The sequence below is a fragment of the Chitinophagaceae bacterium genome (genome assembly GCA_016710165.1).
In the GTDB taxonomy this organism is placed as follows: domain Bacteria; phylum Bacteroidota; class Bacteroidia; order Chitinophagales; family Chitinophagaceae; genus Ferruginibacter.
This window is the reverse complement of the sequence record JADJLJ010000001.1, coordinates 410,192-429,020: the sequence shown is the minus strand read 5'-3', so window position 1 is coordinate 429,020 and position 18,829 is coordinate 410,192. Positions and strand designations below refer to the sequence as shown.

The 18,829-nt window shown below is 46.7% G+C and carries 11 protein-coding genes, 1 tRNA gene and 2 pseudogenes; 5 read left to right on the top strand and 9 right to left on the bottom strand.

Annotated elements, in window-relative coordinates:
* Positions 1 to 104: 104 nt before the first annotated feature.
* Entirely contained in the window at positions 105 to 1,697 is a 1,593-nt protein-coding gene (gene pgi / locus IPJ02_01920; GenBank protein ID MBK7374355.1) for a glucose-6-phosphate isomerase, read from the top strand.
* Positions 1,698 to 1,723: 26 nt separating this feature from the next.
* On the opposite strand, the gene IPJ02_01915 is transcribed toward pgi, so the two are convergent.
* The 6 genes from IPJ02_01915 to IPJ02_01890 all read right to left on the bottom strand — a co-directional run bounded on the left by IPJ02_01915 (position 1,724) and on the right by IPJ02_01890 (position 7,483).
* Positions 1,724 to 2,218 carry a hypothetical protein gene (locus IPJ02_01915; GenBank protein ID MBK7374354.1) on the bottom strand — a complete coding sequence of 165 codons (495 nt, stop codon included), beginning with the start codon at positions 2,216 to 2,218 and terminating at the stop codon, positions 1,724 to 1,726.
* A 71-nt stretch (positions 2,219 to 2,289) separates the two neighbouring features.
* Positions 2,290 to 2,754, bottom strand: a complete 465-nt coding sequence (locus tag IPJ02_01910) for a DUF3276 family protein (GenBank protein ID MBK7374353.1) — start codon at positions 2,752 to 2,754, stop codon at positions 2,290 to 2,292.
* A gap of 133 nt (positions 2,755 to 2,887) precedes the next feature.
* On the bottom strand, positions 2,888 to 4,726 hold the full coding sequence (locus IPJ02_01905; protein ID MBK7374352.1) for an ABC transporter ATP-binding protein: 1,839 nt from the start codon (positions 4,724 to 4,726) through the stop codon (positions 2,888 to 2,890).
* Between the two features lie 54 nt (positions 4,727 to 4,780).
* Positions 4,781 to 4,868: transfer RNA gene (locus tag IPJ02_01900), tRNA-Ser, on the bottom strand.
* Positions 4,869 to 4,908: 40 nt separating this feature from the next.
* Positions 4,909 to 7,023 carry a DNA mismatch repair protein MutS gene (locus IPJ02_01895; protein ID MBK7374351.1) on the bottom strand — a complete coding sequence of 705 codons (2,115 nt, stop codon included), beginning with the start codon at positions 7,021 to 7,023 and terminating at the stop codon, positions 4,909 to 4,911.
* Between the two features lie 52 nt (positions 7,024 to 7,075).
* Entirely contained in the window at positions 7,076 to 7,483 is a 408-nt protein-coding gene (locus IPJ02_01890) for a DNA-binding protein (GenBank protein MBK7374350.1), read from the bottom strand.
* A gap of 270 nt (positions 7,484 to 7,753) precedes the next feature.
* Between IPJ02_01890 and msrA the strand changes: the two genes are divergently transcribed.
* Positions 7,754 to 8,428 (top strand): peptide-methionine (S)-S-oxide reductase MsrA, encoded by a 675-nt coding sequence (gene msrA, locus IPJ02_01885; protein MBK7374349.1) that lies wholly within the window; start codon positions 7,754 to 7,756, stop codon positions 8,426 to 8,428.
* A 177-nt stretch (positions 8,429 to 8,605) separates the two neighbouring features.
* Here msrA and IPJ02_01880 read toward each other — a convergent pair whose 3' ends face one another.
* Both IPJ02_01880 and IPJ02_01875 read right to left on the bottom strand, forming a co-directional pair.
* Entirely contained in the window at positions 8,606 to 9,019 is a 414-nt protein-coding gene (locus IPJ02_01880; GenBank protein MBK7374348.1) for a c-type cytochrome, read from the bottom strand.
* Positions 9,020 to 9,039: 20 nt separating this feature from the next.
* The gene (locus IPJ02_01875) at positions 9,040 to 10,752 is read right to left on the bottom strand and encodes an ABC transporter substrate-binding protein (protein ID MBK7374347.1); all 1,713 of its coding nucleotides are present in this window, start codon (positions 10,750 to 10,752) and stop codon (positions 9,040 to 9,042) included.
* 46 nt (positions 10,753 to 10,798) lie between these two features.
* Between IPJ02_01875 and IPJ02_01870 the strand changes: the two are divergent.
* Both IPJ02_01870 and IPJ02_01865 read left to right on the top strand, forming a co-directional pair.
* Positions 10,799 to 12,503, top strand: a pseudogene (locus tag IPJ02_01870) (M1 family metallopeptidase).
* Positions 12,504 to 12,522: 19 nt separating this feature from the next.
* Complete coding sequence (locus tag IPJ02_01865; protein ID MBK7374346.1) at positions 12,523 to 14,037, top strand: polysaccharide biosynthesis C-terminal domain-containing protein; 1,515 nt, start codon at positions 12,523 to 12,525, stop codon at positions 14,035 to 14,037.
* A gap of 55 nt (positions 14,038 to 14,092) precedes the next feature.
* Here the strand turns inward: IPJ02_01865 and IPJ02_01860 are convergent, their stop codons facing one another.
* A complete protein-coding gene (locus tag IPJ02_01860; GenBank protein MBK7374345.1) occupies positions 14,093 to 14,761 on the bottom strand; it encodes a C40 family peptidase in 669 nt (222 codons plus the stop codon).
* A gap of 379 nt (positions 14,762 to 15,140) precedes the next feature.
* On the opposite strand from IPJ02_01860, the pseudogene dnaE reads away from it, so the two are divergent.
* A pseudogene (dnaE, locus tag IPJ02_01855) lies at positions 15,141 to 18,774 on the top strand (DNA polymerase III subunit alpha).
* The last annotated feature ends 55 nt before the right edge of the window (positions 18,775 to 18,829 follow it).

The following is an 18,829-nucleotide window of genomic DNA, read 5'->3' as shown; positions in this document are numbered from 1 at the left end:
TGACGGGCACCGTCAAAAAGAACGATGCAAGTACTTACCCTGTTTTTAAATATCTTCGTCGTACAGCATTCTTAATTTTTCATTCTTAATTCTTCAGTATTTACATGTTCCCGAAAATAAATCCCACCACTACCCCATCCTGGCAGGCATTGCAGCAGCACCGGCAATTGTTTGAAGAAGTGTACATGAAAGACCTTTTCTATAATGATGCGGAAAGGTTCAGCCGGTTCTCCTTGCAGATGAATGATATTCTCTTTGATTATTCTAAAAATATCATCACCGAAAATACCATTGAACTGTTGCTTCAATTAGCGGAAGAATGCCGGTTAAAGGATGCGATTGAGGCCATGTTCACCGGCGAAAGGATCAATGAAACAGAGAACCGGGCGGTGCTGCATACCGCGTTCCGGAATTTTTCCGGCAAGCCGGTGATGACCGGTGGCGAAGATGTGATGCCGGGAATCAAAAAAGTATTGCAGCAGATGCAGGATTTTTGTTCCAACATACACAATGGCAGCTGGAAGGGATATACCGGTAAGAAAATAAGATACATCGTGAACATCGGAATCGGCGGCAGCGACCTTGGCCCGGTAATGGCGACAGAGGCGTTGAAGCCTTACTGGGTTGATGGTATTGAAACTTATTTCGTAAGCAATGTTGATGGAACCCATATCTCCGAAACGCTGAAAAAGGTAAAGGCTGATGAGACGCTTTTCCTGATTGCCAGCAAGACCTTCACCACGCAGGAAACCATGACCAATGCGCATACGGCAAGGAACTGGTTCCTGCAAAATGCAAAAGACGAGGCGCATATCGCCAAACACTTTGTTGCCCTGAGCACCAACGAAAAAGACGTAATAAAGTTCGGCATCGACCCGGCAAATATGTTTGAGTTCTGGGATTGGGTAGGCGGGCGATACAGTTTATGGAGTGCCATCGGATTATCCATTGCACTGACCATTGGCTACGAGAATTTTGAACAGTTGCTGAAAGGCGCTTATGAAACCGACCGGCATTTCCGGGAAACATCGTTTGATAAAAACATCCCGGTATTGATGGCGGTCATCGGTATCTGGTATGGCAATTTCTTTGGCACAAAAACAGAAGCCATTCTCCCATACGACCAGTACCTGCATCGTTTTGCCGCGTATTTCCAGCAGGGGAATATGGAAAGCAACGGAAAGTATGTTGACCGGAACGGCAACAAAGTGAATTATGCCACCGGCCCGGTTATCTGGGGTGAACCCGGCACCAATGGCCAGCATGCGTTTTACCAGCTCATTCACCAGGGTACACAGATCATCCCCTGTGATTTTATAGCACCTGCAATCAGTCATAATGCGGTGGGAGATCATCATCAAAAGTTGTTGAGTAATTTCTTTGCACAAACAGAAGCGCTGATGAATGGAACCACGCAGGATAATCCTTACCGGATATTTGAGGGCAATCGTCCGACCAATTCCTTTTTGCTGAAGCAAATCACTCCTTTCACATTGGGACAACTGGTCGCCCTGTACGAGCATAAAATATTTGTACAGGGGGTTATCTGGAATATTTACAGTTTTGATCAATGGGGTGTTGAACTGGGCAAGGTCCTGGCAAATAAAATATTACCTGAACTGGAGAATACGGACGTTGTAAGTTCCCACGACTGTTCTACAAATGGCCTGGTAAACCAGTATAAAAAAATGCGGTAACCAAAGACCCGGTTTTTTGAAACAGGTCAATACCTCGGGAAAGTAGAAAGCTCTTTCTCAGCTTTAAATCTTAAGACGCATGATCTGCCGGATCGCAGGATCTTAACATGGATGTTCCGGTATGCCGTAGCTTTCATTGGTGATTCTTCAGCCGGTTGCAGGTCTATCCTCCAGAGATGGTTGCCTTTTTTTGCTTTAAGAATGACCGGCTTATAATTTTCAGGATTATTTCCCGGAGAGGATGTATTTCCTTCGATACGGGCTACCGTTGCCTTCATTAAAAGGGTATCGTATCTCACAAACACAACTTTCGGGATCGCAGGACCGGTCGTTTCTATATAAATAAACCTTTCAATTACCGGTACAGGGGGCACGGGGTTCCCTTTTTCATCCACCATCTGTGTCCCGGGCATGGAAACGGTAAAATAAGCGTAGGCCTTGCTGAATTTGCACGTAACCTGGGCGCAGGATGAAAAGATGCCTGTACCGGCAACTACGATGACCAGGATCACTTTTTTCATTTACACAAGTTACAATAAAAAAATCCTCCCGGTGAGGGAGGACTCTGTTGCAATTAGGTTTGGTGTTTGGTTTACCACTTGTCTACTTCCTCAGTGCTTCCGTTATCAACGGAAATATTGGTTGCTTCAGGAGCTTCGGTCTTTTCTTCCGCTGCTTCAGCCGCGGGAGTTTCTGCAACTGCAACGGGTGTTTCGGCTTCGGTTGATACCGGGCGGGGTGCCTGTCCCTCTTCTCCTTCATACGGGGTGTCGTGGTTAAAGGCATCGAAGTCAAAGTCGGGCATTAATTCTGTTTTTACATAATCAACTGCCTCTCCCAGTCCCTTGATGAATTTGTTGAAGTCTTCTTTGTACAGGAAGATCTTATGCCTGTCGTACCCGTCTGAATCAAACCGCTTGCGGCTTTCCGTGATGGTCAGATAATAATCATTGCCACGGGTCTCCCTTACATCAAAAAAGTAAGTTCTGCGTTTTCCGGCCCTGATGCGTTTACTGTAAACACTGTCCTGTTTTTTTTCGTTGTTCTCGTACGCCACTGTTTTAAGTTTTAATTTTTAACGATAGCCTCATTTTTTTGGGCGAAGCAAAGATAAAATTGTTTTCCATTCTACAAAATATAAGTATCAGCGTTGCCGGGGTGGCTGGTAAAGGGCTGCTTGGCAACGGGCATTACTTTTCCCGGTCCTGTTCCTGCTGCCGGGCATACATTTCGGCATAATACCCTTTCCGCTCAAGCAACTGCTGATGGGTTCCCTGTTCGGCTATGCGGCCGTCGTCGATCACGATGATCCGGTCAAATTCAAACAGGGAAAATATGCGGTGGGTGATTATTACAGCCGTTTTGTCTTCCAGGTAACGGTACAGGTTGCCGATGATCTCTTTTTCGGTACGGGCATCCACGGCGCTCAGGCAGTCATCAAAGATCACAATGCGTGGATCTTTGATCAAAGCCCGGGCGATGGATATGCGTTGCTTCTGTCCGCCGCTCAGGGTCACACCCCGCTCCCCGATCATGGTGCGGTACCCGCTGCTGAATTTTTCTATTTCGTTGTGAATGCTGGCTTGGGTGGCTGCCGATCTCACCAGTTCATCCGTTGCTCCATCAATGCCAAACCGGATATTGTTGCTGACCGTTTCACTGAATAAAAAAACATCCTGGGGTACATAACTTACCTGCAGCCGCAGCCACTGGATGTCGATCTTGTTGATGGGGATTCCGTCAAAACAGATCATTCCCTTTTGTGGTTCGTACATATGCAGGAGCAGTTGTGCCAGGGTGGATTTCCCCGAGCCGGTCCTGCCTACAATGGCTATCTTCTCTCCTTTGTTGACCTGCAGGGAGAAATCTTTCAGCGCATGGATACCGGTATGCGGATACACAAAATCAACATGAGAGAAAAGGATGTTCCCCTGCAGCATGGGTTTTAGCGGCTCCGGTCCATTTTTAATACCCGGCCCGGTATGCAGGAACTCGTTGATCCTTCTCTGCGATGTGACAGCCCGCTGTGTCATGCTCGCCGTCCAGCCGATGGCACTCACCGGGAAGGTCAGCATTTGTATGTACATCACAAATTCTGCTATCTGCCCCACGCTGGCTCCTTTTACCTGGTTCACCACGTCCAGGCTGCCCACCATGATGGTGATCAAAGTGCTTAAACCGATGAGCAATGCCATGCTGGGAAAATAAATGGCTTCGGTCCTGGCCAGGCTAAGGGCATTGTCCCGGTATGCTTCACTGTTCTTCTTGAAAAAACCAAGCATGGCCTTTTCCTGCACAAATGATTTTATCACCCGGATGCCGGAATAAGATTCCTGTGCATTGGTGGTTAAACTGCTCAGCAGCGACTGGATGCGCTCGCTTTTTTTATTGATGATGGTATTAACAAAATAAATGCTGATGGCCAGTACGGGCAGTGGCGACAATGCAACCAGGGTAAGTTTGGGACTTGCCTTCATCATAAAAAAAATGCTGAAGCCGATCACCGCTGCCAGGTTGATGAAATACATGATGGCCGGCCCCGTGTACATCCTCACCCGGCTTACATCTTCCGATATGCGGTTCATCAGGTCGCCGGTGCTGTGTGTTTTATAGAAATTGGTATCCAGTTTCTGGTAGTGGGTGAATATCTCGTTCTTCTGGTCGTATTCGATGTGCCGGCTCATTACAATAATGGTCTGCCGCATCAGGAACATGAAGAAGCCGCTGATGATGGCGATCACAAAAAGGGTAAGGCCTGCATAGAGGATCTTATCGGAGGGGTTTTCTTCAAACTTTGCGATCACCTGCTGCACGGCAAAGTCGTAGTTCTTTTCACTTTCCCTGGTAGCCGGCAGGCCCGTGCCGCTTTGTTCTGTTTTTATGGAATGTACAACCGTATTAACCACGTAGCCCGTTATCTGGGGAGAAAGGATGCGGAAATAATTGGTGAGAATGATAAAAATGAATCCCAGCATAAAATGCCAGCGGTATTTCCAGAAATATTTATTGAGGCTGGAGAGATGTTTCATTCGGGAAGTAAAGGTAAATTAAAAATCCTCCGTATCAGACGGAGGATCTTGTACTGGCGGAGAGAGAGGGATTCGAACCCCCGGACCTGTAACAGTCAACGGTTTTCAAGACCGCCGCATTCGACCGCTCTGCCATCTCTCCGCCGCAAAAGTACGTTTTGAACTATTTCAACCCAAAAGTTTTACGAAACTATTTGGTCCGGGACTTTATCTTTTACCACCACCAGGTCCTTTAAGTCAACCGTGATGGGCATTACACCAACCTGCAGTACTGCTTTTTTCCCACGGATATCTTTTACGATACCTACCTGCCGGTTTTGTTTCATCTTTACTTTCAGGCCGATCTTTATCTCCCCACCCACTTCTTCAAATTTTTCATTCAGCTTTTTCTGCTGCTTTTCGGAAGTGATCTTTTCCTTTTGTTTGAACAACAGCGCATGGATCATCTTCACCACTTTATCCTTGTCGTCTGCCTTGCGCCATTCGATCACCATGGCCTTCAGGCGCCGCTCCATATCTTTTACATAAGCCAGCCGCTCTTCCGATATCTTATTCTGTTCTTTCAGCCGTTCGATCTCCTGCCGGTGCTTTTCCTTGTCCATCACCAGCTGCATTTCTTTTTTCAGCCGTTCATTTTCCTTCAACAGCTTCTGCAAGGAGGCTTTTTCCTTGTCAATATCCTGCAGGTCCTGTTCGGTGCGGTTAAGCAGTTTATCCAGGGTAAAATGATCTTCATCCACCAGTTTGCGGGCTTTTTCGATCAGTCTTTTCTCCAGCCCGATCCGTTCGGCAATGGAAAAGGTATAGGAACTTCCGGGCTTGCCCACGATCAGCTTGTATAAGGGAAGCAGTTTTTTTTCATCAAACTGCATGGCGCCGTTTATGATGCCCGGCACTTTGTTCGCCATCACTTTCAGGTTGAGGTAATGGGTGGTAACAATGCCCAGGCTGTGTTTATGTGCCAGTTCTTCCATGATCACTTCGGCAAAGGCTCCGCCGAGGCTGGGATCGCTGCCGCTGCCTAACTCGTCAATGAAAAATAAGGTTTTTCCATTGGCATTCTCCATGAAGTGCTTCATGTTCTTCAGGTGGGAAGAATATGTGCTCAGTTCAAATTCCAGGCTTTGTGTATCGCCGATGTGGATCATGATCTGTTTAAAGATCCCCATCTCACTGTCGGGATGCACCGGAACAAGCAAGCCGCTCTGCATCATCAGTTGTAAAAGCCCTACGGTTTTCAGGGTAACCGTCTTGCCCCCGGCATTGGGGCCGCTGATGACGAGTATGCGTTGCTTCTCATCCAGGGTTATATCCACCGGGATGGTGGGTTTGCTGCTCGTTTTGTTGTAGAGATACAGCAAGGGGTGAAAAGCCTGGATCAGTTTTACATGTGCTTTATCCAGTATCACGGGGAAATTTCCGTTGTACTCCATGGAAAATCTTGCCTTGGCCCGGATGAAATCATATTCCCCGGATATGGCATGATAGGTTTTAAGCAGGGATGCATATACACTCAGGTCCTGGGTAAGTTTTCTCAATATCCGGTACACTTCCTTCCGTTCGTCATTCTCCAGCGAAAAGATCGTGTTATTCAGTTCGGTTGTTTCTTCGGGCTCAATGAACGAGGTCCTGCGACTGTCACTTTCGCCGTGCAGGATGCCTTTGATCATCCGCTTTTGTTCAGCAAAAACGGCCAGCACCCTCCTGCCGTTCATGAAACTTTCTTCAATATCGGCCAGGTAACCCTGCTTGTTCAGCTTGCCTACTATCCTGTCAAAAACACGACGCAGTTCATTCCGCTTGCGGTAGAGGTTCATCCGTATGTTTCCCAGTTCTTCACTGGCGCTGTCTTTCACCTGCCCGGTCTCATCCAGTACTTCATCGAGCATCTCAATGATCCGCTTTTCATAATAGGCATCACTCGTCACTTTTGCCATGGCCGGGTAGGCGATCCGGCGTTCATTATCGAACCACCGGAAGATATTATTTGCATTGTCCGTCAACCGCCGGATCAGTAAAAACTGTTCCCCGCTCAGAACGGCACCCGGGATACCCAGTAATTTCAACTCCTTTTGCAGGGTATGGGTAAAATCATTGGGGAAATGCTGGCCACTTTGCTGCAACAGCCTGAATTCATTGGTCTGCTGCAATTCGGTTGTAATGAATTCTTTTTTGGTATGGATGCGGAGGTTATCGGCCCTGTACTTTGCATATTCGGTACGGCAATGCAGGGCCAGTAAGGTCTTTACCTTTTCATATTCCAGTTGCACCAATGCCGATTCAGGAAAAAATTTCATTGCCTGTTACCCTCGAGCAGGATTTTTAATTAAAGAAGGCAAAGGTAGTTTCTTATTCTTTATTTTTTACCGCTACTGTCTGCAACTCCTCCCAGGGGGTTGTTCCATCCTTCTCCCGCTTAAAAATAAATTCATTGCTGCTTAGGATCACAATTTCGGCAGTAGTATAAATGATGCAGCCCTCCATTAAATGCCCGCCAATGGTCTTGCCGCTGCAGTCGCTGACGCTGATGTGCAGGTGTGAGCCGTTTACCGAAACCGTTCCAGCAAGACTTAGGATCTCGAAATACCCGCTGTCGCTGCTGCCGGTTGGCTGGTTGGCAAAACGAATGGTATAGATTGTCAGGCTGCCGACAGCCGTACTGATCCATCCTGCCTTAATTTGCTTTTCACTGACCATTTTCTGAATTTCAGCTTTCAGGTCCTGGCCCGGCTTTAAACGGAAGGCATGAGAAGTGATGTTTTGCATAGCAGGCTTTTAATGACAGGAAAAAAAGATCGCGGATACTAAAATAATGAAACAGGTTCTCATTATGATTAATTCAAGTAAGATATTGAACCACATTGGAACATAGAAAACATAAGTGAACTCAAGGTGTCTATGTTCTTTCTATTGTGTACTATGTGCCTATATGGTTCAAAGGGCCTCCGTGTTAAACTTTTGTTGCAATAACTTGTTATACGATCTGTGCCGGGTAACTTTGCGTAAGTAAATGAAAAAATCACAACCATGTTAAAAGTTTTATTCATTTCGGTCATCAGCTTTGCAGGACTTAGTTCCTGTGCCCAAAAAGATAATTCAAACAAAAAAAATAATAAAATGAATGCTTCGACTTCGCTCAGCAATATCCCGGGTTCGACTCCGCTCACCCTTGATACAGCTACTTTTGGTACCGGCTGTTTCTGGTGTACCGAAGCCATTTTTCAGCAACTGGAGGGCGTGGAAAAAGTGACCAGCGGCTATAGCGGCGGTACCGTTGCCAACCCCACTTACGAAGAGGTTTGCAGCAAAACGACCGGCCATGCCGAATGCCTGAATATTCTGTACAACCCCAAAAAGATCAGCTTTGACGAACTGCTGGAGATCTTCTGGCAAACACATGACCCCACCACGTTAAACCGCCAGGGCGCCGATGTGGGACCGCAATACAGGAGTGTGATCTTTTATCATAACGAAGAACAAAAAGCAAAAGCGGCAAAGTATAGATCCGAACTGGATAAAAGCGGCGCTTTTAATAACCCGATCGTGACAACACTGGAACCGTTCACCGTGTTTTACCCGGCCGAAGCATATCACCAGAATTATTACCGCAATAATACCAGCGAGGGCTATTGCCAGTTTGTGATAAGGCCCAAGGTGGAAAAATTTGAAAAAGTGTTCCGGAATAAATTAAAGAAACAGTAAGTTGACCCGATAGGTAGTGCACCAGTCTGAAAATTTTGAACCATAAATTGTGTCGGGATATCCCGATAGCTGTCGGGATGTCGAAGTTCATCTTACTGTTAAATCGCCTTCGACAAGTTCAGGCTGACAACTATTTTTTAAAACTGATGCACTACCCCCGATACAAGTGAACAGGAGCTATTTTTTGACTCCTGTTTCTTTTGCAGGCATGGGTACTCCCCGGTGACAGGTAAAGCAGGTGACCGCCTGTACCTCGCTTGCCTTCACTTCTTCATTAAAGTGAAAATACTTTTCGTTTATGTCCATGGTCATCCGCATCATGTTACGGGCAATCTCTTTTTCAGGCTTTTCATCCTTGTCAAAGATCAGTGTATCAGCTTTTTTATCCCGGGTATGACAGTACTTGCAGTCAACCCCAAGTTCCAGGGCAAAGGCATCCATTATCTTATTCAGCGAATCTTCGGTGATATTTTTGGGAAGTACCTGCAGGTTCTTGAACTTATCAGCCCGGGGTTGCTTCACTGCGGCGATCCCTATAAGAACGAACAGGGATAAAACAAGGATCACTTTTAATTTTTTAAACGATTTCATGGTCTGTGACTTTTAGGGGTCTATAATTTTTTTACACGCCGTAACTCCAGCAGGTTTAAACTGTTTGGATAGAAATTTACGATGTTTAAATGAACAAGGTGAATGGCCATATCGTACCACAGGGGTACCACCGGGGCATCATTCATAACGATCCGGTCCATCTGCTGGTATAACCGGTAGCGCAATGAATCATTCTTTTGCGAGAGGGAACTTTCATACAACGCATCAAATGCCGGGTTCCTGTACCGGGTATAATTGGGCGGCGCCGGGTTCCTGCTGTAAAATACGCTGAGGTAATTCTCTGCATCGGGATAATCGGCGATCCAACTGCCCCGGAAGAATAAAGCCTGTGATTTGGAGGTTTGCTCCATCAATAAACTTTTCTGAACCACTTCCACCTCCACTTTAATGCCAACCTGCAACAGTTCATTGGCAATATATGTTCCCAGGTCGCCGTAGATGGGAATGGTGAGTAATTTAATGGCGGGTAGATCCTTCCCTTCCGGAAACCCTGCTTCGGCAAGCAACTGTTTTGCCCGGGCAACATCATAGTAATATCCTTTAACGGCAACCGGGTCAAACGAGGGCAACCCGGCCGGTACAAAGCCGCTTTCTGCGGCAATGCCGATGCTGTTCCGTAAATAGAGCATCATCTTTCTCCTGTTGAAACCATAATTGATGGCCTGCCTTATTTTCTGTAGCCGTAATGGTGAATTTTTCACCAGTTCATTATCATCATCCACCAGAATGCCAAGGTATTCGATGTTCAGGTAAGGATGTTTGTGCAGTTCGATCTTATCCAGCCATGTGCTTTTCAGGTTGCCGGTCTTGGTCAGCACTTCGTCTTTGAAAGAGGGATCGATGTCATCAATAAAGTCCAGGCGCTCTTGCTGGAACTCCAGGAACTCGGTTGCCTTGCTGTCGTAGAACGAGACCTTTATGCCGTCTAAATAGGGCAACCGGTTTCCATCGGTGTCGGTTTCAAAATAATGCTCATTCTTCTTTAAAATAAGTGCCTGCCCTTCTTCCCATGCCACAAAGCTGAATGGGCCTGTACCCACGGGGTGGCGACGGAAATCAGCTTTGTACATTTCAACCGCTTCGCGGGGAATTACGGAGCAGTACTGCATGCTTAATATCCCGAGTATGGACTGAAAAGGCCGGATGAGTCTTAATCGAAAAGTGCTGTCGTTAATGGCCGTAAATCCGTTCACAGAGTCCACCCGGTTGTTGAATATCCAGGCGCCCGGACTGGCTGTGTTCTTATCCACCATCCGTTTAAAACTGTACTCCACATCCTGCGCCGTCAGTTTTCTTCCCTTGCCGTTCGCAAAGCATGGATCATCTGTAAAGAACACATCATTGCGCAGGTAAAAAGTGAACTCCAGGTTATCGTCAGAGATTGTCCAGCGGTGAGCCAGGGATGGTTTCATCTGCATATTGCTGTCGATCTCGATCAGTGTATTGTACAGTTGATGCACCGCCCACATCACCTGTTTATTCTTGGCAAAAGCAGGATCCAGGGAGGCAAGTCCGCTGCTTTCGTTGTAGCGGAAGATCTTTTTATCAGTATGCCGGTGGGAAGTGCAGGATAGAAGGATTAAGGATAGAAGGATAACAGATACTGGATACCGGATACAAGATACAGGATACCAGATACGAGATCCTTGATCCTGGATCTGGTATCTTGTATCCAGGTCAGATTCTTTGTATTTTTTTTTTGAACGGCTCATTTGTAACAGGAAAGAAAACTAAATTAGCACTTATATACAAATACACATGAAACAACTTGTTAAGGCTTTTGTCATTCTTAATTCTTCATTTTTAATTCTCAATGCTGTTCAGGCTCAACCGCTGAACCAGAAAAAGGACTTTACCCGTGCGGATAGCTTACGGGGTGCGTATGGCCCTTCCCGGGATTGGTGGGATGTGTTGAAATATGATCTGCATGTGAAGTTCAATATCCCGGATAGTACGATCAGCGGGTATAATGTCATTCAGCTAAAGGCCTTGAAAAAAGGGAAGGTCTTCCAGATCGACCGGCAGGATCCGATGATGATCGACAGCATCCTGCTCCGCTCCAACGTGGATTATAAACCACGGAAATTTGGTACTACTTCCCTGATCAAAGTAAAAGCGAAAGACATCAGTAAGGAAGGCAATGCCTATTTGATCAACCTGGGTGATACACTTCAAACCAATAATGTTCATTACTTTTTTGTTTATTTCCATGGCAAGCCCCGTATTGCCCGCCGCCCGCCATGGGACGGAGGACTGATCTGGAGAAAGAGCAGGGACTTCAGTCCCTGGGTGAGTATTGCCTGCCAGGGCCTGGGTGCCAGCGTATGGTATCCCTGCAAGGATCATCAAAGTGATGAGCCGGACAGCGCCGAGATGCACATTACGGTTCCCGATACATTGATGTGTGTAGGCAATGGCCGCTACCGTGGCAAAATAAACAACGGCGATGGCACTGCAACCTACGATTGGGCAGTAACAAACCCGATAAACAATTATACCATCATTCCATACATCGGCAAATATGTTCACTTCAGCGAAGTATACTCCGGTGAAAAAGGGAAGCTGGATATGGATTACTGGGTGCTGCAGGAAAACCTGGAAAAAGCCAAAGAGCAATTCAAAGATGCACCGAAGATGATGAAGGCATTTGAACATTGGTTCGGTCCCTACCCTTTTTATGAGGACGGATATAAACTCGTGGATGCCCCGCACCTGGGCATGGAACACCAGAGTGCAACCGCTTATGGCAACGGCTACCGAAACGGCTACCGCGGCAGCGACCTGAGCGGCAGCGGCTGGGGATTGAAATGGGATTTCATCATTGTGCATGAAAGCGGCCACGAATGGTTTGCCAATAACGTCACTTCAAAAGACATTGCCGACATGTGGATACACGAGAGCTTTACCAATTACAGCGAAACACTTTTTACGGATTACTGGTATGGAAAAGAAGCCGGCAACGCCTATGTGCAGGGTACCCGTAAACTGATCAGCAATGATAAGCCCATCATCGGTACATACAATGTGAACAAGGAAGGAAGTGGTGACATGTATTATAAAGGCGGTAACATGCTACAATATCCGCCAGGTGATCAATGATGATGAGAAATTCAGGCAGGTATTGAGGGGGTTGAACAAAACATTTTACCACCAAACGGTAACCACCCGGCAGGTGGAGGATTACATCAGTCAGCAGAGCAAGACCGATCTCAGTAAAGTGTTCGACCAGTATTTAAGGACCACTCAGATACCCGTGCTGGAATACAAAGTGGAGGGGAACAAACTTTCGTACCGCTACAGCAATTGTGTAAAGGGGTTTAACATGCCGCTGAAAGTGAAATTCAAGACAGAACAATGGATAAAGCCGACGGAAGAATGGAAAACGCTGGACCTGTATCCGGAAGGCGACAATAGTTTTACGGTGGACCCAAATTTCTATATCATTACAAAAAAGACAGAGTAATTTAGCAGCAAACGAAGCTATGTCGCAGATCCGAAAGCAAAGTATTGTTTCCTCGCTGGTTGTTTATATTGGCTTTGCTATCGGGTTCCTTAATACCTATCTCTTTACCAGGCAGGGCGGTTTTACCCAGGCCGAATACGGGCTTACGGGTATCTTCATGGCCATTGCCAATATCATGTATTCCTTTGCCAACCTGGGCATGGTTGCTTATATCTATAAGTTCTATCCTTATTACAATGATAACCTGCCCAAAAAGAAGAATGACATGCTCAGCTGGGCATTGCTCGTTTCTTTGCTGGGTTTTTGCCTGGTCATCCTTGCCGGGATCCTGTTCAAAGACCTCGTGATCCGTAAATACGGTACCAACTCTCCCGACCTGGTAAAATATTACTATTATGTTTTTCCTTTCGGGCTTGGGCTTACCCTGTTCACTGTCCTGGAAGCATATGCCTGGCAATTAAAAAAGTCGGTGTTCACCAATTTCCTGCGGGAGATACAGTTCCGGCTCCTGACCACCCTGCTCATTGTTCTGAGCTTCGCCGGCATCATTGCGTCCTTTGACCTGTTCATCAAGATCTATTCGTTCACATTCCTTGCGGTGGCCATCATCCTGCTTGGCTACCTCGTATTCACGAAGCACATTTCATTCAGCTTTTCGGTAAGCAGGGTCTCTAAAAAGTTCTACCGGAAGATCATTTCGCTGATATCATTTGTATACGGAGGCAGCCTGGTGTTCACTGTTTCCATGGTAATAGATACCATCATCATAGCGGCAGTATTGCCCGATGGGCTGGCGCTGGCGGGGGTTTATACACTGGCACAGAATATTGCCAGCCTGATCCAGGCGCCACAACGAGGGGTGATCTCTTCGTCCATCGGACCTTTGTCGCAGGCATGGAAGGACAAAGATATGGGCAAGATCAGCAGGATCTACAACAGTTCATCCATCAACCAATTGCTTTTTTCCGTGGCCATGTTTGCGCTCATCTGGCTCAACTTTGATGATGCCGTGCTTAATTTTCAGTTGCAGCACCGCTACCTGGAGGCTGCATGGGTATTCTTTTTTATCGGGATGATGCGTATCGTGGATATGGGCACCGGGGTAAACAGCCAGATCATCAGTACCTCCACAAGCTGGCGTTTTGATTTTATTACGGGGATCATCCTGCTGTCGATCACCCTGCCACTCAATTATATACTTACCAAGTATTATTATGGTGTGACCGGCCCTGCCATTGCCAACCTGATCACGTTCACCATTTACAACAGCATACGGTATTGGTTCCTGTACAAAAAATTCAACCTGCAGCCTTTTAATCTTAAAACCATTTATACCATCCTGCTGGGGGCCGCTTCCTATTATTGCTGTTTCTTCTTATTCAGGGATATGCATGGTTTCGTGGGTATGATCGCAAGAAGTGTATTATTCATCCTGATCTTTGCTGCCGGCACAAAATTGCTGAACCTATCACCGGATGTAAGACCGGTCTGGCAAACCTTTCAAAAACGGCTGGGCATAAAAAAAGGAGATTGAGTATCTCCCATCAAAAGATCATGTAACACTTATTCGGAAGACCTTGAAGGCAGGGCTATCCTTCCACCCCCCGCATACCTTTTGCTGTAGTACGCTTCGTCCAGGCTGCTGATGATGACCCCGTTGCTGGTGCTGGCATGGGTAAAGTACCCGTTGCCCAGGTAAATGCCCACATGACTGATGGCTCTCCGGTTTTTAAAGAATACCAGGTCGCCCTCCTGCAGATACTTCTTTTTATCTTTTCACATTCAGCATATTGAGAACGGGCGGTCCTTGATAAGATCATTCCGTAAACATCATGCACCAGCGTGCCGGAATAGGCACTGCAGTCTATCCCGTCTTTGGTGGCGCCGCCATAGCGGTATGGAGTGCCCCACCATTTCTCCATGAAACTGTACAATTCAATATTGGTAACGGCCTCCACATCCATATTCAGCAGCTGGGCATATTTGAATTGCAGGGAGCTGCACTGTTCAATTGCGGAAGCTTCATTGCGTGCGGAAAGCCGGGCTGCAGCCGTATTTTTATCCTTAGAGCTGGCAGCAAGTGGCGGCCTGGGCGGAATGCTGGTTTCCGGCCTTATTTCGATCCCTTCAATAAATTGGGGTGATTTGTTTATAGCCCGGGTATCTGCAACCGAGTTAACAGCAGCCTGTGCGTTTGCAGAGATAGATGTTCCTGAAAAAAAGCCCGCGGCTACAGAAACAAAAATTAAGTGTTTCATACGATAAAATGGGGTTTTATGCGTAAGTACAACTTAGTCTTCTGTTCTTTACTCGTCTTCGATATTCTTTGACCGGGCTGATTAGCTGCTCCTTCCTGTGATTCCTGTCCTACTAACTGTTATAAAATAGATTTTTCTAATGCCTTGCAAAGGTAACCTCCCCATGCCGGAAATGCAACCCTTTAACGAATTATTAATAGTATGGCATAAACAGCTGTTTTAACAACTGCTGTGGAAAAACGAACAACATAAGTCGCTTATTGTTAACGATATTTGCAACCGGATACAAGATCTGGGATCCGGGATCTGGGATCCGGGATCCGGGATCCGGGATCTGGGATCTGGTATCATGTATCTTGCATCCGCATCAAGCATTACCATGAAGTTTTCACATTTACACGTACATACACAGTTCTCGCTTTTAGACGGGGCTGCTTCTATCAAAGGCCTCTATAAAAAAGCCATTGCAGATGGCATGCCTGCACTGGCCATCAGCGATCACGGAAATATGTTCGGGGCTTTTGAATTTGTGAAAGAGGCATATAATCACAAAAATGAAGATGGCACATTAAAGATAAAACCGGTTGTGGGCTGCGAGTTTTATATCACACAGGACAGGCACCGGAAAACGTTCAGCAAAGATGAAAAGGATCCCCGCCACCACCAGATACTGCTGGCCAAAAATGCCCAGGGTTATAAGAACCTGGTAAAACTTACCTCGCTCGGATACATTGAAGGCATGTATTCCAAATATCCCCGGATTGATAAGGAACTCATTCATAAATACCACGAGGGGTTGATCGCCACCACCTGTTGCCTGGGGGCATTGGTGCCGCAAACCATTTTAAAGAAAGGTGAAGAAGAAGGCGAAAATGAATTCAAGTGGTGGCTCAATATCTTCCAGGAGGACTATTACGTTGAGTTACAGCGGCACGGTATCCCGGAACAGGAAAAAGTAAATGCGGTGTTGCTGAAGTTTGCAAAAAAGTATAACGTAAAAGTTATTGCCAGTAATGATTCGCATTATGTTGACCAGAAGGATTTCAATGCACACGACATCCTACTCTGCATCAATACGGGCGAGAAACAAAGTACTCCTGCCCTGCGTGAATTCACCGATGACGATGTGCTGGTAAAAAACAAACGCTTTGCCTTTCCCAACGACCAGTTTTATTTTAAGACGACCGGGGAGATGTCCAGGGTGTTTGAAGACCTGCCTGAAGCGATTGACAATACCAATGAGATCGTTGATAAAGTTGAATTGCTTGACCTGAAACGTGATATCCTGCTCCCCCACTTTGTAGTACCGGCCAATTTCAAAAGCCAGGATGAATACCTGGAGAACATTACCTGGGCCGGTGCAAAAGAGCGGTATAAGATCCTTTCACCCGAAACAGAGGAACGTATCCGGTTTGAGCTGGGTGTAATTAAACAGATGGGTTTTGCCGGTTACTTCCTCATTGTAAGTGACTTTATACAGGCCGGCAGGAATATGGGGGTGTTTGTAGGCCCTGGCCGTGGATCAGCTGCCGGTTCGGTGGTGGCATATTGCATCGGCATTACCAACATCGATCCCATCAAATACAATTTACTGTTTGAGAGGTTCCTGAACCCCGATCGCAAGAGCATGCCCGATATCGATACCGATTTTGATGATGACGGAAGGCAGAAAGTGATCAACTACGTGGTTGATAAATATGGAAAGAACCAGGTGGCACAGATCATCACCTATGGTACCATGGCGGCCAAAAGCAGCATTGCCGATGTGGCAAGGGTAATGGATCTGCCACTGGCAGAAAGCAGGGCATTATCCAAACTGGTTCCTGAACGGCCGGGCATTAACCTGAAAAGATTATTGCATGCCCCGTTCACCATCAAGGAGGCAAATGCTGCGACAGGCTCAGCACGGGAAAAATCCCTGGAAGAGAAAGAGGCATTGGTGGCTGATGATATAGAGAACGTTCGGAAGCTTCGGGAAATTTATAACAGCCCCGGGCTGCAAAGCACCATTTTGCACGAAGCGGAAATACTGGAAGGATCGGTACGCAATACGGGCATTCATGCAGCAGGTATCATCATTGCTCCAAGAGACCTCACTGACCTGATCCCGGTTGCCACATCAAAAGAAAGTGAATTGTGGCTGACACAAATTGAAGGCGGTACCATTGAAGAAGCCGGCGTAATAAAAATGGACTTCCTGGGTTTAAAAACACTGAGCATTTTAAAAACCGCCCTGTCACTCATCAAACAGAACCATGGGGTGGAAATTGATATTGATACCATCCCGTTGGATGATGAAAAGACCTACCAGCTTTACCAGCATGGTGATACCAACGGAACATTCCAGTTTGAAAGTCCGGGTATGCAAAAATACCTGCGGGAACTGAAACCGGATAAGTTTGATGACCTTATTGCGATGAATGCCCTGTACCGCCCCGGCCCCATGAGCTATATACCCGAGTATATTGACCGTAAGCATGGCAAAAAACAGGTGCAGTACGACCTGCCGGATATGGAAGAGCACCTGAAAGAAACCTATGGCATTACCGTTTACCAGGAACAGGTGATGCTGTTAAGTCAAAAGCTTGCCGGTTTCAGCAAGGGCGATGCGGATGTGCTGCGTAAGGCAATGGGTAAAAAACAGATCGCTGTGCTGAATAAGATGAAGGCTCAGTTCATCAGCGGTGCAACGGCAAAAAAACACCCGGCAGATAAATTAGAAAAGATCTGGACCGACTGGGAAGCATTTGCACAATACGCTTTCAATAAATCGCACTCCACCTGTTATGCTTTTGTAGCGTACCAGACCGCTTATTTAAAGGCGCATTATCCCAGTGAATACATGGCTGCCGTGCTCAACCATGCGGGCAGCATTGATAAGATCACGTTCTTCATGGAGGAATGCAAGCGCATGGGGTTGAAAGTACTGGGACCGGATATCAATGAATCACAGAATGGTTTTGCGGTTAATAAAAAAGGTGAGATACGTTTTGGCTTCAGCGGTTTGAAAGGGGTTGGTGAGAATGCCATCCAGAACATCATTGAAGAGCGGGGCAAGCACGGCCACTTCAGTTCTATCTTCGATTTTGCGAAACGGGTCAATCACCGTTCTGCCAATAAAAAATCAATAGAGAGTCTTGCCTATTCCGGCGCTTTTGATTGTTTCCCGGACATCAGCCGGGCTCAATATTTTTACCAGCCTCCCGGCGATGTTACCGGGTTGGAAAAGATACTGAAGTTCGGAACTGTGTACCAGTCTAATTCGGCCAGCACAAGCAATACGTTATTTGAGACCTGCAGATGCCGGAGATCGTTCCTCCCGGCTGCCGGTGTGTGAGCCATGGCCACTGGCTATGCAGTTAGATTATGAAAAGGAAGTTACCGGTATGTACATGAGCGGTCATCCGCTGGATAATTACAAGTTCGAGATGCGGCATTATAACATCACAGCACTTGCAGATTATACCGAATTCAAGGCTGCTGTGACCACCCATCCAAACCCGTCCATGCAGTTCAGGCTGGCCGGCCTGGTGGTGGATGCCCAGCACCGCCTTACAAAAGCGGGGAAGAATTTCGGGATACTCACCCTGGAGGATTACAGTGGTAAAGCGGAGTTCATGTTATGGAGTGAGGATTATGTGAAGTACCAGAACTACCTGGAAAAAGGAATGATCGTACTGGTGGAGGGTTCGTTCCGCCAGCGGTATAACAGTGACCAGTATGATTTTAAACTGGCAAAGCTGCATTTGCTGGATACCGTTAAGTCGAGCCTGACCAGGCAGGTGGTCATAGACGTGGAGCCCCAGTTCATCAATGAGGAGATGGTGAATTTCATCGATAAGAACGTTAAAGCAAATCCCGGTAAGACATCCCTGAAATTCAACATCATCGACAGCAGGCACAAATTCAAAGTGGGCATGTACAGCCTGGAAAGAAGCCTGACCATGAATGATGAACTGGCGTCTTTTTTGAATGAGAACAAAGATATAGAAGTGAGTGTGGTTACGGGGTGAACATCTGAGTCGTTGAACCCGTTGCAGGGTTTAAACCGTTTGACCGAACCCTGCC

Bases quoted from the DNA above. Each gene is read 5' to 3' on its own strand.
- IPJ02_01880 (MBK7374348.1), bottom strand. From the start codon at position 9,019: ATGAAATCGTTTAAAAAATTAAAAGTGATCCTTGTTTTATCCCTGTTC.
- IPJ02_01875 (MBK7374347.1), bottom strand. From the start codon at position 10,752: ATGAGCCGTTCAAAAAAAAAATACAAAGAATCTGACCTGGATACAAGA.
- IPJ02_01905 (MBK7374352.1), bottom strand. From the start codon at position 4,726: ATGAAACATCTCTCCAGCCTCAATAAATATTTCTGGAAATACCGCTGG.
- IPJ02_01865 (MBK7374346.1), top strand. From the start codon at position 12,523: ATGTCGCAGATCCGAAAGCAAAGTATTGTTTCCTCGCTGGTTGTTTAT.
- IPJ02_01895 (MBK7374351.1), bottom strand. From the start codon at position 7,023: ATGAAATTTTTTCCTGAATCGGCATTGGTGCAACTGGAATATGAAAAG.
- IPJ02_01860 (MBK7374345.1), bottom strand. From the start codon at position 14,761: ATGAAACACTTAATTTTTGTTTCTGTAGCCGCGGGCTTTTTTTCAGGA.
- msrA (MBK7374349.1), top strand. From the start codon at position 7,754: ATGTTAAAAGTTTTATTCATTTCGGTCATCAGCTTTGCAGGACTTAGT.
- pgi (MBK7374355.1), top strand. From the start codon at position 105: ATGTTCCCGAAAATAAATCCCACCACTACCCCATCCTGGCAGGCATTG.
- IPJ02_01915 (MBK7374354.1), bottom strand. From the start codon at position 2,218: ATGAAAAAAGTGATCCTGGTCATCGTAGTTGCCGGTACAGGCATCTTT.